This is a genomic window from Pseudarthrobacter sulfonivorans (assembly GCF_001484605.1).
Classification (GTDB): domain Bacteria; phylum Actinomycetota; class Actinomycetes; order Actinomycetales; family Micrococcaceae; genus Arthrobacter; species Arthrobacter sulfonivorans_A.
In genome coordinates this window covers 4,907,025-4,923,265 of sequence record NZ_CP013747.1, presented here as the reverse complement: position 1 = coordinate 4,923,265, position 16,241 = coordinate 4,907,025, and the positions used below count along the sequence as shown (strand labels likewise).

The following is a 16,241-nucleotide window of genomic DNA, read 5'->3' as shown; positions in this document are numbered from 1 at the left end:
ACCACTAGCCACCTTTGGAGCCCGGATGAGTGCTGGCGTCGATTCCCCACGAATTATCTGGTTTTGCGCGCTCGCAGCTGTTATGTTGTGCAGAACATCAAACCGGATCACCAGACTCCATGGAGGACTCACGCCGTGACTGAACAGCGCGTGCAGGAACGGAACTGGGCCGGAAACCTCAGCTACCAGGCGGAACGGATCGCTCACCCCCGCACAGTGGAGGAGCTGCAGGAACTGGTGGCCGGAGCCCGGACCATCCGCGCCCTGGGATCCCGCCATTCGTTCAACGACATCGCCGACACCTCCGGCACGCTGGCGGCATTGGACCTGCTGGATCCGGTCATCACTGTCGATGCCCAGAACATGACCGTCACTGTCAGTGGAGGCACTCGGTACGGGACGCTCGCCGCGGAGCTGCAACGGCAAGGCTTCGCCCTGCACAACTTGGCCTCGCTGCCCCACATTTCGGTGGCCGGTGCGGTGGCCACGGCCACGCACGGCTCCGGTGACGGCAACGGGAATCTGGCCACCGCCGTCGCCGGCTTGGAGCTCGTGGTAGCCGACGGCGGCATCCTCACCGCCCACCGCGGTGAGACTGCGGACTTTGACGGCATGGTGGTGGGACTCGGCGCCCTGGGAATCGTCAGCAGCGTGACCCTGGACATCGAGCAGGCCTTCCAGGTCACCCAGCACGTTTTTGAGGACCTGGACTGGGAGCAGGTTCTGGAGAATTTCGACGACGTCACGTCCTCCGCGTACAGCGTCAGCCTCTTCACTGACTGGAGCGGCAGTACCGTAGGGCAGGCATGGCTGAAGGGCCGGGTGTCGGATCCGGGAGTGGTGGCCGGCCAGCGGGACTTCTTCGGCGGCACCCCGGCCCTGTCGGCCCGGCATCCGCTCCCGGGCGTCTCCGGAAGCAACTGCACCGAACAACTCGGCGTGCCGGGGCCGTGGTCGGACCGGCTTGCCCACTTCAGGATGGAATTCACGCCCAGCAAGGGCGACGAACTCCAGTCCGAGTACCTGGTGCCCCGGGAACACGCTGTGGATGCCATCCGCACCCTGCGCAGACTTTCCGGGCTCCTGACGCCTTTGCTGCTGGTTTCCGAGATCCGAACGATTGCTGCAGACCGGTTGTGGCTGAGCCCAAACTATGGTCGCGACGGCATCGGCCTGCACTTCACTTGGCGGCAGGACCAGCCTGCGGTCGAGTCGGTACTGCCACTGCTTGAGGCCGAGCTGGCCCCCTTTGCCGCAAGGCCTCACTGGGGAAAGCTGTTCGACGGCGGTGCTGCCGCCGTCGGGCCCCTGTATCCGCGCTTTGATGATTTCCGGACACTGGCCGGCCGGCTGGATCCGGCCGGAAAGTTCCGCAACCGGTTCCTGGACTACGCGGTCTTCGGCTGCTGATATTGTCACGGATGATGTCCTCAGCAACCCGCCTCCCCGCAACGGCCAGCGACGCTGATCCGTCGCGGCGGAACAATCTGGCCCTGATCGCGGCTTTGGTGCACCACCATGGTGTGATCAGCCGCGCGGACCTCACCAGGCGGACGGGGTTGAACAGATCCACGGTGGGGACGCTGGTGGGCCAGCTGGTGGCACTCGGCCTGGTCTATGAAACTGCACCGTCGGGCGAGGCCCAGGTGGGCCGTCCCAGCCCTGACGTCCGGCCTGATCCTTCCACGGCGGCATTAGCCGTGAACCCGGAAGTGGACGCCGTCACCATCGGACTGGTGAGCCTGGGCGGAAAGGTCCAGAAGAAAATCCGCTTTGACACGGAGCGGATCCCCACAGCCAGGGAAGCAGTCAACATCGCTGCTGCCGTCATCGCAGGGATGCGTTCGGAACTGGATGCGTCCTACCGGATCGTTGGCATCGGCATGGCCGTGCCCGGCCTGGTCAACCGTGCCGACGGGGTGGTCCGCCACGCCCCCCATTTGGGTTGGCGCGACGAACCTGTGGCCCGGATGATGGGCGAGGCCACCGGCTATCCGTGCCTGGCGGACAACGATGCCTCCCTCGGTGCGGAAGCCGAGCTGATTTTCGGAGCCGGCGCCGGCCGCGGCAACCTGATCTACCTCAACGGCGGCGCCAGCGGCATCGGCGGCGGCGTTATTGCCGACGGGGCGCTGCTGCGCGGGTCCGCCGGATATGCCGGGGAGCTGGGACATACCTTTGTGCGCACGGACGGCCAGACCTGCCATTGCGGTGCGTCCGGCTGCCTCGAAACCGAGGTATCCCAGTCCCGGCTCTTTAACCTGGCAGGACTCGACGGCGGCGACGCCAGCCAGCTCGAAGCGGCGCTCCGCGCGAAGGACACCGCCGAGCTGGCCGGGGAGATCGCCCGCCAGCTGGGCTACCTGGGCATCACGCTGCGCAACGCGGTCAACACGTTCAACCCGGACGCGATCGTCCTCGATGGGTTCCTGGGCATTCTGCATGAACTGTCCCCGAACACGCTGGACAACCTGCTCCGCACCCAGGCCCTGGACGAGGTTGGGGGCCGGGCCAGGATCTACCGTGCCGCGCTGGGCTCCGACCTTATGATGATCGGGGCTGCGGAGTTGGCCTTCACCCGATTGCTCGCGGACCCGGCAGGCATCAGCGCCCTGCCCGCACCACCCGCGAAGGTGCGCTGAGTGCACTCTGTAGCGCCGACAGCGCCGGGCTGACAGCGCGGCTTTCGGCTTTGATCACGGCCATAGAATGTTGGACACCACCTTGTCTTCCACCGAAGGGTCCCTCTCATGGGCAACACCATTGACCGACGCCAGCCACGCCTGGAAGACGTGGCAGCGCGGGCAAAGGTGTCCCACCAGACGGTCTCGCGGGTCATCAACAACCACCCCAATGTCAGCAGCGCCACCCGGGAAAAAGTGGAGGCGGCCATTGCTGAACTCGGCTACCGGCGCAACACCGCCGCCAGAAGCCTGGTCACGCGTCGTTCGCAGACCATAGGTGTGCTTGCGGCCGAAATGGGGCAGTACGGCCCGGCCAACACCCTCCTCGGAGTCCAGCAGGCTGCCCGGGAGGCTGGCTATTTTGTCAGCATCGAGGCCATCAAGGAGGCTGGCGCGGGTGCCATCTCGGACGCCGTCCGCCATCTCACGGACCAGGGCGCGGACGGAATTATCGTCATTGTGCCCCACGACGGTACCGTTCGGGCGCTGGAGGGCCTCACCCTGGACGTTCCCGTGATCCTTGTGGGTGCCGCCGGTGGGGGGCTCTTCAGCGGAGCGTTGGTGGACCAGAAGCTCGGGGCGCGCCTGGCGGTCTCGCACTTGATCGACCTGGGCCACCGGCGGATCGGGCATGTTTCCGGGCCCCAGGACTGGGTTGACGGCAGGTCACGTGCCGAGGGGTGGAGTGAGCGGCTCCGCGAAGCCGGCCTGGCTGATGATCTCTTGATCGAAGGGGACTGGAGCGCCGGCAGCGGGTACCGGATCGGCCGGCAGCTTGCCGCTGAACGCACGGCTACGGCCTTGTTCGTTGGCAATGACCAGATGGCCCTGGGCCTGCTGCGCGCCTTCAGCGAAGCGGGGCTCCGCGTGCCCGACGACGTCTCCGTTGTGGGCTTCGATGACCAGCCTGAGTCGGGCTACTTCACGCCGCCGCTGACCACCGTGCGCCAGGACTTCGAGGAACTCGGCAGGCGCTGCATGGGCGTTATGCTGAGCGCCCTTGAGGGCGGCGCGGGCGCAGGCACCATCATGGTGGAGCCGGAGCTGGTTGTCCGCAGCAGTACGTCTGCTCCCGCCTGATTTCTCCTGATCTTCCCAGCCATAACCCCGACACTTGACGTCCCAATTGTTAGCGCTCACAATTGAATCAATCCGCGCTCACCGGACCAGCTATTTGGAGGACTTCATGGACGTCACAGTGGACGGCACAGACAACTACGTCATCGGCGTGGACTACGGAACGCTTTCGGGACGGGCCGTTGTGGTCCGGGTCCGTGACGGAAAGGAACTGGGCAGCGGTGTCTTCGACTATCCGCACGCCGTGGTCACGGATGCCCTGCCGGCGGATGTAGCGGGCGTTGCGGGCGACGGCGGAGCCCGGCTTCCCGGGGAATGGGCACTTCAGGTGCCGAACGACTACCGCGACGTCCTCCGCCACGCCGTCCCCGCAGCGATCGCAGACGCCGGGATCAACCCGGCAGCCGTCGTCGGAATCGCCACTGACTTCACGGCCTGCACCATGGTGCCGGTCAAGGCCGACGGCACTCCGCTCAACGAACTGCCCGGCTTTGCCAGCCGCCCGCACGCCTATGTGAAGCTGTGGCGGCACCACGCCGCGCAGCCGCAGGCGGACCGGATCAACGCCCTGGCCGCCGAACGCGGCGAAGCCTGGCTGCCGCGCTACGGGGGACTGATTTCCTCCGAGTGGGAATTCGCCAAGGGCCTGCAGCTGCTGGAGGAGGACCCGGAAGCCTACGCCGCCATGGACCACTGGGTGGAGGCGGCCGACTGGATCGTCTGGCAGCTTTGCGGACAGTACGTTCGCAACGCCTGCACCGCCGGTTACAAGGGCATCTACCAGGACGGCCGGTACCCCTCCGAGGACTTCCTCGCCGCTCTGAACCCGGAATTCAAGGACTTCGTGAGCACCAAACTGGAGCACACCATCGGCCGGCTCGGCGATGCTGCGGGCTACCTCACGGCAGAGGCTGCCGGATGGACGGGCCTGCCGGAAGGCATCGCCGTGGCCGTCGGCAACGTGGACGCGCACGTCACGGCCCCGGCCGCCAAAGCCGTGGAACCGGGGCAGCTGGTGGCCATCATGGGCACGTCCACCTGCCACGTCATGAACGGTTCGGAGCTTCGTGAAGTGCCGGGCATGTGCGGCGTGGTGGACGGAGGGATCGTCGACGGCCTCTGGGGCTACGAGGCAGGACAGTCCGGCGTGGGCGACATCTTCGGCTGGTTCACGAAGAACGGTGTCCCGCCGGAATACCACCAGGCGGCGGCCGCGGCAGGGCTGGGCCTCCACGAATACCTGACTGAACTCGCCTCCCGCCAGGCCATCGGCGAGCACGGACTCATCGCCCTGGACTGGCACTCCGGCAACCGCTCGGTACTGGTGGACCACGAACTCTCCGGCGTGGTGGTGGGCCAGACCCTCGCCACCAAGCCCGAAGACACCTACCGGGCGCTGCTGGAGGCCACGGCCTTCGGGACCCGCACCATCGTGGACGCCTTCCGCGATTCGGGTGTCCCGGTGAAGGAATTCATCGTGGCCGGCGGCCTGCTGAAAAACAAGCTGCTGATGCAGATCTACGCCGACATCACCGGCCTGCCGCTGTCCACTATCGGCTCAACCCAGGGCCCGGCGCTGGGCTCCGCCATCCACGCCGCCGTGGCGGCCGGGAAGTACGCCGACATCCGTGAAGCCGCGGCGGCCATGGGCTCAGAACCCGGCGACGTCTACACTCCGATCCCGGAAAACGTTGCCGCCTACGAGGAACTGTTCCAGGAATACCGCACGCTCCACGACTACTTCGGCCGGGGCGCCAACGACGTGATGCACCGGCTCAAGGCTATCCAGCGCAGGTCCGCCGCAGCGTCCCGCGCCGGCGCAGCAGCAGTATCCGCCGCCCCCGCAACCGTTGGAGCCTCCGCATGAGCACCGCGACCGCAAAAACACTGGACACCATCGCCCGGATCCGGCGGGAAGTCTGCGCCCTGCACGCCGAGCTCACCCGCTACGGGCTGGTGGTGTGGACCGCCGGCAACGTCTCCGCCCGCGTGCCCGGCCGAGACCTGATGGTCATCAAGCCGTCCGGCGTTTCCTATGAAGACCTCACGCCCGAGCAGATGGTGGTCACCGACCTTTACGGCGTGGCCGTGGATGGCGATGCGGATGGTGAGTGGGGCAACCCGCCGCTGTCGCCGTCGTCGGACACCGCGGCGCACGCCTATGTCTACCGGCACATGCCCGACGTCGGCGGGGTGGTGCACACGCACTCGACCTACGCCACGGCGTGGGCAGCCCGGGGCGAGTCGATCCCGTGCGTGCTGACCATGATGGGCGACGAGTTCGGCGGCTCCATCCCGGTGGGCCCGTTCGCGCTGATCGGGGACGACTCGATCGGGCAGGGCATCGTTGAGACGCTGAAGAACTCCACCTCGCCCGCGGTCCTGATGCAGAACCATGGCCCGTTCACCATCGGCAAGGACGCCCGGTCCGCCGTGAAGGCCGCGGTGATGTGCGAGGAAGTGGCGCGCACTGTCCATATTTCCCGCCAGCTGGGCGAACCGATCACCATCGACCAGGGCCACATCGATTCCCTCTACGCCCGCTACCAGAACGTCTACGGCCAGTAACGGCCCGCCCACCCCCAAACTTTCGCAGGAGAAACCCATGAACAACGCCAACAGCACGTCCCTCGGCCACTACGAGGTCTGGTTCCTCACCGGCAGCCAGCACCTCTACGGCGAGGACGTCCTCAAGCAGGTCGCAGCCCAGTCACAGGGGATTGCCGCCGCCCTGAACGCCTCCTCCGATGTCCCGGTCAAGGTGGTCTGGAAGCCGGTCCTCACCGATTCGGACGCCATCCGCCGCACCGCGCTGGAAGCGAACTCGGACGATTCCGTGATCGGCGTGACGGCGTGGATGCACACCTTCAGCCCGGCCAAGATGTGGATCCAGGGCCTGGACCTGCTGCGCAAGCCCCTCCTGCACCTGCACACCCAGGCCAATGTTGAGCTGCCCTGGGCGGACATCGACTTCGACTTTATGAACCTCAACCAGGCAGCGCACGGCGACCGCGAGTTCGGCTACATCCAGTCCCGCCTCGGCATTCCCCGCAAGACCGTGGTGGGCCACGTGTCCAACCCGGAGGTCTCCCGCCAGGTGGGGGTGTGGCAGCGCGCCTCGGCAGGCTGGGCCGCGGTCCGGACTCTGAAACTGACGCGCTTCGGTGACAACATGCGCAACGTGGCCGTCACCGAAGGGGACAAAACCGAAGCGGAGCTGCGCTTCGGCGTCTCCGTCAACACGTGGTCCGTCAACGAGCTCGCCGACGCCGTGCACGGCGCCGCAGAGTCCGACGTCGACACCCTGGTGGCGGAATACGAGCGCCTCTACGAGGTGGTCCCGGAGCTGAAGGCCGGGGGAGCGCGGCACGAGTCGCTGCGCTACAGTGCCCGCATCGAACTGGGCCTGCGCAGCTTCCTGGAGGCGAACGGCTCAGCCGCGTTCACCACCTCTTTTGAAGACCTGGGCGAACTGCGCCAGCTGCCCGGCATGGCCGTGCAGCGGCTGATGGCCGACGGCTACGGTTTCGGCGCCGAGGGCGACTGGAAGACGGCCATTCTGGTCCGCGCCGCCAAGGTGATGGGCGCGGGCCTGCCCGGCGGCGCGTCCCTGATGGAGGACTACACGTACCACCTGGAGCCCGGTGCGGAGAAGATCCTGGGCGCGCACATGCTCGAGGTCTGCCCTTCGCTGACGGCCACAAAACCGCGCGTCGAGATCCACCCGCTCGGTATCGGCGGCAAGGAAGACCCGGTCCGGATGGTGTTCGACACCGACGCCGGCCCAGGTGTCGTAGTGGCGCTCTCGGACATGCGCGACCGCTTCCGGCTCGTGGCGAACGCCGTCGACGTCGTGGACCTGGACGAGCCGCTGCCGAACCTGCCGGTGGCCCGGGCGCTCTGGTCGCCCAAACCCGACTTCGCCACGTCGGCCGCCGCGTGGCTCACCGCCGGCGCCGCGCACCACACCGTTTTGTCCACGCAGGTGGGGCTGGACGTGTTCGAGGACTTCGCCGAAATTGCCAGGACCGAGCTCCTCACCATCGATGAAGGCACCACCATCAAGCAGTTCAAGAAGGAACTCAACTGGAACGCCGCCTACTACAAGCTGGCCGGCGGCCTGTGAACGGCGTCGAACTTCAGCTCGTCTCGGGGGACTACACCGCCGCCGTTGTGCAGCGCGGCGGTGCCCTCAGGTGGCTGGCTTTCCAGGGCCGGGACCTGGTGGTGCCGTTCGACGCCGATGCGCCCATCCCGGACTACCGGGGGATCGTCGCTGCACCGTGGCCCAACCGGATCGCCGATGGCACGTACCGGTTTGCCGGCGTCGAGCACCAGTTGCCCATCAACGAACCGGAGCGGGGCACGGCACTGCACGGGCTCGCGTTCGACCGTTTGTGGACCGTTGAACGCAGCGGTGCCGACGCGGTGAGCCTGTCCTGTGAGATCGCCGGGGCCCCAGGGTATCCGTTCCACCTTCGGCTCCACATCGAATACCAGCTGGACGACGCCGGGCTGCACACCACTGTCACAGCAAGCAACATCGGCGTGGAGGCGGCACCTTACGGGGTTTGCCCGCACCCGTACCTGCTGGCCGGACCCGCGCCGCTGGATGAGTGGACCGTCCGGATCCCTGCGGAGTCTTTCCTTGAGGTCACGCCGGACCGGCTGCTGCCGGTCGCCACCCGGAAGGTGGAGGGCCACCAGTTCGACTTCCGGGCGCCGCGGGCAATCGGCGGCACACAGATCGACCACGCCTTCACCGACCTTGAGTTCGACGACGGCGGCCGCGCCCAGCTGATCGCCAGGGACCCCGGCGGAACCGGGGTGGGTATGGCCTGGGACCGGACCTGCCCCTGGTTGCAGATACATACTGCAGACAAACCCGCCCCCGCAGCGAACAGGCTGGGCCTGGCGGTTGAGCCGATGACCTGTCCGCCGGACGCCTTCAACAGCGGCCAGGACCTCGTGCAGCTGGAGCCGGGCAGCAGCCACCAGGCCGGCTGGAGCATCTTCGCCGCCTGATGCCGCGTGGTGGTGGCGTTGACACGCACTGAAGCGGCCGGCCCCGGCAGTTAGCCGGGGCCGGCCGCTTCAATGGACAAGCTGGTCAGTGCACAATCAGGTCAGTGCATGCGCGAGTCAGTGCGCCAGCAGCGTCTCGAGTGGTTCTCCGGCCGCAATCCGTACCAGCAGCTCCGGCTCGGCCGCATCGGAGTCGAGCGCCTGCTCCAGGACAGCTGCCGCCTCCCGCGGGGACAACACAATTACGCCGTTATCGTCACCCAGCACCCAGTCGCCGGGGGCCACGTCCACGCCCCCGCATGTCACGGGAACGTTGACCGCAGACTCCGTGCCGTGCAGGCGCTTGGTGGTGAGGCATGACGTGCCGCGGGCGAAGACCGGCAGGCCGGTGCTCCGCAGCTCCAGCAGGTCCGTTGCCACCCCGTCCACCACGATGCCGGCGGCGCCCTGGGCCTTGGCGGCTGCGGCCGTCACCGCGCCGACGGGGGCATGACGGCGATCGCCGTCCATGTCCACCACCAGCACTGTGCCGGGGTACAGCTCCAGCAGCGCCCGGTTCATGGCGATCGCGTCATTGCCGACGATCCGGACGGTGACCGCAGGCCCGGCCACCTTCACGCCGTCCAGCAGCGACTGGATGGCCGGGTCAACGAATCCGTCTTCGAGGAAATGCCCGATGGTGGGGTAGCTGACGGCCTCCAGGCCAGCCAGGACCTGCGTGCCTGCCAGGACCTTGCTGCTCACTGTCCCGCCTCAGCCAGGACCGCAACACATTCGATTTCCAGGGAGACTCCCCAGAGGCTGACACAGACCGACGTGCGTGCCGGCTTTGCGTCGCCGAAGAACTCCGCGTAGACGCGGTTGTACTCCTCCAGCTGCCCCGGGTCGGTGAGGTAGGTGTTGACTTTGACTACATGGGCCAGCCCGGATCCGGCGGCCTCCAGCACTGCGGTGAGGTTCCGGAGTGTCTGGCGGACCTGTTCCTCGAACGTTTCCGGCTGGTTGTCCACCCCTGTGATGGCGGGGATCTGCCCGGCCGTGAACACGAACCCGTTGGCCACCACTGCCTGGGAGAAAGGCCCGACGGCGGCCGCCCCGCCGGGGATCTCAGCGATCCGCAGGACGGTTCCCGCGGGGGAGGCTGCCGTCACTTCGCTGCCGCCTCAACGGGGGACTCGTCGACGGCGTCGATGTTGCCGTAGCGGGTCTCCGTCAGAATCACGAGCGCCGCGAGCGAGACCAGGGAGGCGCCCATGATGTACCAGGCGATGGACGAACTCTGGTGCGTGACGCCCAGGAGCCAGGTGGTGATGAACGGCGTCGCGGCGCTGCCCAGGAGTCCTGAGAGCATGTACGCCACCGACAGGCCGGAGTAGCGGACCTTGGACCCGAACAGCTCGGCCAGGAACGTGGCGATGGGGCCGTAGTTGGCGGCGAACGCGGTCATCATGGCCAGGTAGGCGATGAAGAGCAGCGCCACAGATTTGGTGTCCATCATCCAGAACATGGGGAAGGCCAGGGCTGCCTCGGCTGCGACGCCCGCGAAGATGATGGGTTTGCGGCCGTATTTGTCGGAGAGGCGTCCGAAGAATGGGATGAGGACGAAGCACAAGGCGCACGAGGCCAGGACCACCCACAGCATCAGGCTCTCGGAGTGGCCGAGTTCCTTCTTGCCGTAGGAGACACCGGAGGCAACCAGGAGCGTGAACGTACTGCCTGTTGAAAGGGTGGCAACGCCACCCAGGATGACCTGCTTCCAGTACTTGGCCATCAGGGCTGCGAACGGCAGCTTGGCTTTGGCGCCGGCATCCTTGACCGCCTGGAATGAGGGGGTCTCTTCAATGTGGAGCCGGATGTAGATGCCCACGGCCACCAGGAGCGCGGAGGCGAGGAACGGGATGCGCCAGCCCCAGCTGAGCAGTGCCTCAGTGCTGACGGTTGAGGCCACGATCAGGAACGCCACGTTGGCGATCAGTGTTCCGGCGGGCACGCCCACTTGGACCAGGGAACCGTAGAACCCGCGCTGTGAGGCAGGTGCGTGTTCCACTGTCATCAGGACGGCTCCGCCCCATTCGCCGCCCAGGGCCAGGCCCTGGATGACGCGGAGGAAGAGGAGGAGCAGCGGGGCCATGATGCCGATGCTGTTGTAGTCCGGCAGCAGGCCGATGGCGAACGTGGCGGCGCCCATGGTCAGGAGCGAGATCAGGAGCATGGACTTGCGTCCCAGCCTGTCCCCGAAGTGGCCAAAGATGATGGCACCCACCATGCGGGCGATGTAGGCCGAGGCGAACGTGCCGAAAGCGAGCATGGTGCCCACCAGCGGGTCGAAGCTGGGGAAGAAGATTTTGTTGAAGACGAGCGCGGATGCTGTTCCGAAAACGAAGAGGTCGTACCACTCGACGGTGGTGCCGATGACGCTGGCGAGGGCGATTTTGCGCATTTTTGTGAGGTCCAGCCGTGCCGTAGCAGCGGCGGTGGTGGTATTTACCATGTTGGCCATCAGTTCTCCAGATGGGGTGCGGGGACGATTGTCCGGTGCAGGTAGTTACCAACTATTCTGTGTCGACCATCACAGTTCAATGGCTAAAAATCCACCAGAAAAGGCCGAAAAATGTGAGTTCACACAAAACACCCCTCAGGGTATTAGCGGGCTGCTACGCGCGGGCCACTACCAGTCGGGCGGCCTGCGCCGGATCAGTGCGTCACACCTGGGCAGAAAGTTCGTGCCGGGTCAGGCTCAGGTACACCTTTCCGTCTTCGACCCGGTTGATGGCATCCGCAGCCGCATAGGAGTCGCTGGCCCAGAATCCGCGGGCATCGATTTTGATGTAGCCCGAATGGAACAACCGCCGGGCCATCAGCTCGGGTACTTTCGGTTCCCTGCCGAAGACAGCACTCAGCCCGAGGTTGATCAAATCCTGTTCGGAAGCCGTGGCGGCTTCTTCGAACACTTCTGCCTTAGTGTTGGGCGGAACGATGCGCTCAACGGCACCGATATCATCGCCCGACGCATCCACAACGCGCATTCCCTTGGACACGGATTCCAAGACGTTCACGATCGTCCTCCTCCACTCAACTTCATTACGGCACCGTTGCGCCCCACGGTCAAGGGGATGTGGCTTGGGCAGGCGCCGCCAATAGTGGCGCTCGCAGACGTTAGGCCCACGCCACTACCAGCCTGGCCACCTGGGCGGGAACGGCAAGGTCGATTCCGGTCAGGTCCTGGAACCGGTTCAGCCGGTTGAGGATGGTGTTCCGGTGGCAGAAGAGGACCTGGGCCGTGGTGGTGATGTTGCCTGTGGATAGGAAATGGCGCACCGTCTCCTCGAGGCGTTCGCGCTCTCCGCCGCGGCACGGCGCGAGTGCCGCGTCCAGATCCGCCCACAGGTCCAGGCCGGCGTCCTGGAGCTGCTGTTTGGCCAGCCGGGCCCACGCCGCGGAAGCCGTCAGGGGTCCACGGTCCGACGGGTGGAGCAGCAGGGCCAGCCATTCGGCGGTCCGGGCGGCCGCGGGGAGCCCGCGGAGCCCGGAGAAACTTTCCACGTAGCCGCAGGGGATCCCGGCGATGCCGGCCGGGATAAACGGCCCCGCGGGGTGCCGCCCGCCGGCCGTGGCCTTGCCCAATTGCCAGAAGACATACGTGCTGCCGCCGAATTCGTGGACAAAAAGCCGCTGCGAGGACTGGGGGCCCTGGGCAAAGGCGCGGAGCTTGGTGGCTGCCTCCGCGCTGGCGGCCACTATCGAATACCGGGCTTCGGGGTCGGTGACCAGGGCGGCGGACGCCTGGCTGATGGTGTCCGCCGAGAGTTCGGATTTGCTGAACAGCCGGGCGATGAATTCGCGCCGGATGTTGGATTCCTCCTGGGCCATGCGGACCCGCTCGGCCGAATAGCTTGAGTGCGTGTGCGCGGCGAATTCGTCCACCACCCGCCACACCCGGTCCACCCGCGACGTGAGCAGCGGCGCGTCTTGGGGCTCGGAGATCTGCAGCAGGTCCTCCCACAGGATGCTGAAATCGAGCCGGACGGCGGAGGTGAGGGCTTCAGGGGAGATGCCGGCGCGTGCCCTTTTTGCGCCCAGCTCCAGCGAGAACCGCATCAGCGAGTCATGGTCGCCGTTGCGTCCGGACCGCTGCAGCTCCTTATCGCGCAGCCCGTCCACCAGGCGGTGGAACGTTTCGCGCGCCGTATCCCGCAGTTCCGCCATGCCCACAGTGCTGCCGGCATACTCGGGGATCTCATGCACCCGCGCCAAAAACAGCTCTGCCAGTTCATCGACGCGGCCGTGCAGCCGCTCCACCAGCTCGCCCCAACGGGCGCCGTAATCCTGATCATTGTGCATTCCCACATTCTAGGACCAAGATCCCGTGGTGCATTGCTAGTTTTTTTGGACGAACCTACTGGAAGAATGGATTCACGCCCCAAGGTGAGCCACATCACGCAACAAGCGGCAAGCAGGCAGTATGCCCGCAGCATCCGGTCAGTATCTATCTGGAGTATTCATGGCAATTAACGACAGTACGGCGACGGGCGTGGACCAGCAGGTCCCGCGTATCGTGGATGAGAATGTCACCCGCAAGGTTGCCCTGGCAGCCTTGGTTGGCACAGCCCTCGAGTGGTACGACTTCTTCCTGTTCACCACCGCCGCGGCACTGGTGTTCAATGCCCAGTATTTCGTTTCCGATGACCCCTTTGTGGCCGCCATGAGCTCCTTCGCCACCCTCGCTGTCGGCTTCGTGGCGCGCCCCATCGGCGGCTTCATCTTCGGCTCGCTCGGGGATAAGGTGGGCCGGAAAAAGATCCTCATGGTCACCATCGTGGGCATCGGCGTGGTGACCGGCCTGATCGGGCTCCTGCCGAACTACATGACCATCGGTGTCGCAGCTCCCATCATCCTGGTGGCGCTGCGTATCCTGCAGGGCCTGGCCGTAGGCGGCGAGTGGAGCGGTGCGGTGATTATCGCCGTCGAAAACGCCCCCGTTGCCAAGCGTGCACGCTACGCCGCGCTGCCGCAGATCGGTTCCCCGATCGGCACCATCCTGTCCTCCGGCGGCTTCTTCGGCATGCTCTACCTCGTTGGGCAGACCGACTTTGACGCCTGGGGCTGGCGCATCCCGTTCGTCGCGGCCATCCCGCTGCTGGCCATCTCCATGTGGATCCGCAGCCGCCTCAGTGAATCCCCTGAATTCGAAGCCCTGATGGAAGCCGGCGAGACCGAACATGCGCCCATCCGTGGTGTCCTGAAGAACAGCTGGCGGCAGATCCTGGTCGGCATGTGCTCCGCGCTGCTGGGCATCGGCGGCTTCTACCTCATCACCAGCTTTGTGGTCTTCTACGGCACCAAGGTCCTCAAGATGCCCTACGAAACCCTCCTGCTGGGCTCGCTCCTCGCCGCTGTGTTCGAGATCTTCGTCCTCATCTGGGCCGGACGAATGGGCGAGAAGTACGGCGCCAGCAAGGTGATCCTTTGGGGCGGCGTGGCTTCTGCGCTTGTGGCCGTCCCGGTCTTCCTGGCCATCAACACCGCGAACCCGGTGCTGGTCATCGGCGCCATGATCATCGGCGTGGCCACTCTGTCCATTCCCTACGCCGTCTCGGGCACAGCCCTGACGGCCCTGTTCGCCACCCGCGTCCGCTACACCGGAGTAGCCATCACCTCCAATAGCGCCGGCGTTATTTCCGGTTTTATTCCACTCATTGCCACGGCCCTCGTGGCTGCCAGTGGCAACTCATTCTGGCCCGGGGCCATCATCCTGCTGGTCGTGTCGGTCCTGACCGCACTCTCAGGCCTGGTCCTGCCTGCCCTCAGTATCGAAGAAGAAGGTATGAAGCATTGAGCACAACAACCACCGCCGGCCACCTGATTGTGGCCCAGCTCGAACGTGCCGGCGTCAAGCGGGTCTACGGCGTCCCCGGCGAAAGCTTCCTGGATGTCCTGGACGGCCTGCACGGCTCCTCCATTGAAACCGTCGTGACCAGGCATGAAGGCGGTGCCGGGTTCATGGCACTCGCTGAAGGCCGCCTCACCGACCTGCCCGGTGTAGCCATGGTGACCCGTGGCCCCGGAGCGGCCAACGCCTTCATCGCCATCCACACCGCACACCAGGACGCCACCCCCATGATCCTCTTCGTGGGCCTCATCCCCGTGGCGGACCGCGGCCGCGAATCCTTCCAGGAATTCGACATCAACGCCTGGTTCGGCAGCACCGCCAAGAAAGTGGTAACACTCGACGACGCCGCTTCCGCCGCCCGCGTCGTGGACGACGCCATCTTCACCGCACTGAGCGGACGCCCCGGACCCGTGGTGATCGGACTCCCCGAAGACGTCCTGGTCCACGCCATTGAATCCGGGACCGTGGAACCGCGCAAGGTCTCCCGCCCGGCCCCGGCCGCCCCGGACCTGGCACAGCTCGAAGCCCGGCTCGCCGGCGCCAGCAAGCCCCTCATCGTGGTGGGCGGCGAAGGCTGGACGCAGGAATCCGGCGAAGCGCTGGCCCGCTGGGCTGCCCGTCACGGCGTCCCCGTCGTCGCGGATTTCCGCGCCTACGACGCCGTGCCGCACCGTTCCGACGCCTACGCCGGCTTCCTCGGCTACGGCCGCAGCGACGCCAATGCGGCCCGGCTTGAGGCGGCGGACCTGATTGTCTTCCTCGGCTGCGTCCGCGGCGACGTTCTCTCCGACGGTTACACGCGCGGCCTCGACGCCCACACCGTAGTGGTCAACGCAGACGCCGATCTCCTGGGCCACTTCGGCCGGATGGACCAGCACATCACCGCCGACGTCACGGCGTTCTCCACAGTGCTGGCCGGCTTGGAGTCCGCGGTGCGGCCGGTGGCCGGCTGGTTCGCCGACGCCCGTGCCGACTACCTCAAGTTCTCCTCCGCCCAGCCGGACGGCGGGGCCGGCGTGGACCTCGGCGTCGTGATGGAAATCCTGAGCCAGGAAATGGCCGACGACGCCGTCCTGACCTTCGGTGCCGGCAACCACGCCCTCTGGCCGGCCCGCTACCTGCGACACAACAGTGCGAACTCCCTGGCCGCGCCGCGGAACGGTGCGATGGGCATGGGGATCCCGGCAGCGGTGGCCGCCTCGCTGGCCTACCCGGGCCGGCAGGTCATTTCGGTGGCCGGTGACGGCTGCTTCATGATGAACGGCCAGGAAATCGCCACTGCCATGGGCCACGGCGCGAAGTTCATCGTGCTGGTGGTGGACAACGGCATCTTTGCCACGATCCGTGAACACCAGGAAGCCCACTACCCGGGCCGCCCCTCCGGCACTCACATGACCAACCCGGACTTCGCTGCACTGGCCCGCTCTTACGGCGGCTACGGCGAGCGGATTGAGAAGGCTGAGGACTTCGCCGGTGCGTTCCGCCGCGCCGTCGAATCCGGTTTGCCCGCCGTGCTGCACCTGCCGCAGGATCCCACCACCCGTTCCCCCAAGAGCAACTGACTG

At 66.3% G+C, this 16,241-nt stretch carries 14 protein-coding genes; 9 read left to right on the top strand and 5 right to left on the bottom strand.

Annotated elements, in window-relative coordinates:
• Positions 1 to 135 precede the first annotated feature (135 nt).
• The 7 genes from AU252_RS22385 (at position 136) to AU252_RS22355 (ending at position 8,786) form a co-directional block, all read left to right on the top strand.
• Positions 136 to 1,410 carry an FAD-binding protein gene (locus tag AU252_RS22385; RefSeq protein WP_240484255.1) on the top strand — a complete coding sequence of 425 codons (1,275 nt, stop codon included), beginning with the start codon at positions 136 to 138 and terminating at the stop codon, positions 1,408 to 1,410.
• An 11-nt stretch (positions 1,411 to 1,421) separates the two neighbouring features.
• Positions 1,422 to 2,642, top strand: coding sequence for an ROK family transcriptional regulator (locus AU252_RS22380; RefSeq protein ID WP_058932582.1), 1,221 nt, complete (start codon positions 1,422 to 1,424; stop codon positions 2,640 to 2,642).
• Positions 2,643 to 2,750: 108 nt separating this feature from the next.
• Positions 2,751 to 3,764, top strand: coding sequence for a LacI family DNA-binding transcriptional regulator (locus AU252_RS22375; RefSeq protein ID WP_058932581.1), 1,014 nt, complete (start codon positions 2,751 to 2,753; stop codon positions 3,762 to 3,764).
• Between the two features lie 106 nt (positions 3,765 to 3,870).
• Positions 3,871 to 5,628 (top strand): ribulokinase, encoded by a 1,758-nt coding sequence (gene araB / locus AU252_RS22370; protein WP_058932580.1) that lies wholly within the window; start codon positions 3,871 to 3,873, stop codon positions 5,626 to 5,628.
• Positions 5,625 to 6,329 carry an L-ribulose-5-phosphate 4-epimerase gene (locus AU252_RS22365; protein ID WP_058932579.1) on the top strand — a complete coding sequence of 235 codons (705 nt, stop codon included), beginning with the start codon at positions 5,625 to 5,627 and terminating at the stop codon, positions 6,327 to 6,329. The genes araB and AU252_RS22365 overlap by 4 nt, the downstream gene beginning before the upstream one ends.
• 37 nt (positions 6,330 to 6,366) lie before the next feature.
• Positions 6,367 to 7,887, top strand: a complete 1,521-nt coding sequence (araA, locus tag AU252_RS22360) for an L-arabinose isomerase (RefSeq protein WP_058932578.1) — start codon at positions 6,367 to 6,369, stop codon at positions 7,885 to 7,887.
• Positions 7,884 to 8,786 carry an aldose 1-epimerase family protein gene (locus tag AU252_RS22355; RefSeq protein ID WP_058932577.1) on the top strand — a complete coding sequence of 301 codons (903 nt, stop codon included), beginning with the start codon at positions 7,884 to 7,886 and terminating at the stop codon, positions 8,784 to 8,786. Before araA ends, AU252_RS22355 begins: the two co-directional genes overlap by 4 nt.
• A gap of 117 nt (positions 8,787 to 8,903) precedes the next feature.
• On the opposite strand, the gene AU252_RS22350 is transcribed toward AU252_RS22355, so the two are convergent.
• From AU252_RS22350 to AU252_RS22330, 5 genes are all read right to left on the bottom strand, one after another.
• Positions 8,904 to 9,530 carry an RraA family protein gene (locus AU252_RS22350; protein ID WP_058932576.1) on the bottom strand — a complete coding sequence of 209 codons (627 nt, stop codon included), beginning with the start codon at positions 9,528 to 9,530 and terminating at the stop codon, positions 8,904 to 8,906.
• Complete coding sequence (locus tag AU252_RS22345) at positions 9,527 to 9,937, bottom strand: RidA family protein (RefSeq protein WP_205630604.1); 411 nt, start codon at positions 9,935 to 9,937, stop codon at positions 9,527 to 9,529. The genes AU252_RS22350 and AU252_RS22345 overlap by 4 nt, the downstream gene beginning before the upstream one ends.
• Complete coding sequence (locus AU252_RS22340) at positions 9,934 to 11,286, bottom strand: MFS transporter (RefSeq protein ID WP_099093415.1); 1,353 nt, start codon at positions 11,284 to 11,286, stop codon at positions 9,934 to 9,936. Before AU252_RS22340 ends, AU252_RS22345 begins: the two co-directional genes overlap by 4 nt.
• Before the next feature lie 202 nt (positions 11,287 to 11,488).
• Positions 11,489 to 11,842 carry a hypothetical protein gene (locus AU252_RS22335; protein ID WP_058932575.1) on the bottom strand — a complete coding sequence of 118 codons (354 nt, stop codon included), beginning with the start codon at positions 11,840 to 11,842 and terminating at the stop codon, positions 11,489 to 11,491.
• Positions 11,843 to 11,942: 100 nt separating this feature from the next.
• Positions 11,943 to 13,127 (bottom strand): PucR family transcriptional regulator, encoded by a 1,185-nt coding sequence (locus AU252_RS22330; RefSeq protein ID WP_058932574.1) that lies wholly within the window; start codon positions 13,125 to 13,127, stop codon positions 11,943 to 11,945.
• A gap of 160 nt (positions 13,128 to 13,287) precedes the next feature.
• On the opposite strand from AU252_RS22330, the gene AU252_RS22325 reads away from it, so the two are divergent.
• Entirely contained in the window at positions 13,288 to 14,622 is a 1,335-nt protein-coding gene (locus tag AU252_RS22325) for an MFS transporter (protein WP_099093414.1), read from the top strand.
• Entirely contained in the window at positions 14,619 to 16,238 is a 1,620-nt protein-coding gene (locus AU252_RS22320; protein WP_058932573.1) for a thiamine pyrophosphate-dependent enzyme, read from the top strand. Before AU252_RS22325 ends, AU252_RS22320 begins: the two co-directional genes overlap by 4 nt.
• The last annotated feature ends 3 nt before the right edge of the window (positions 16,239 to 16,241 follow it).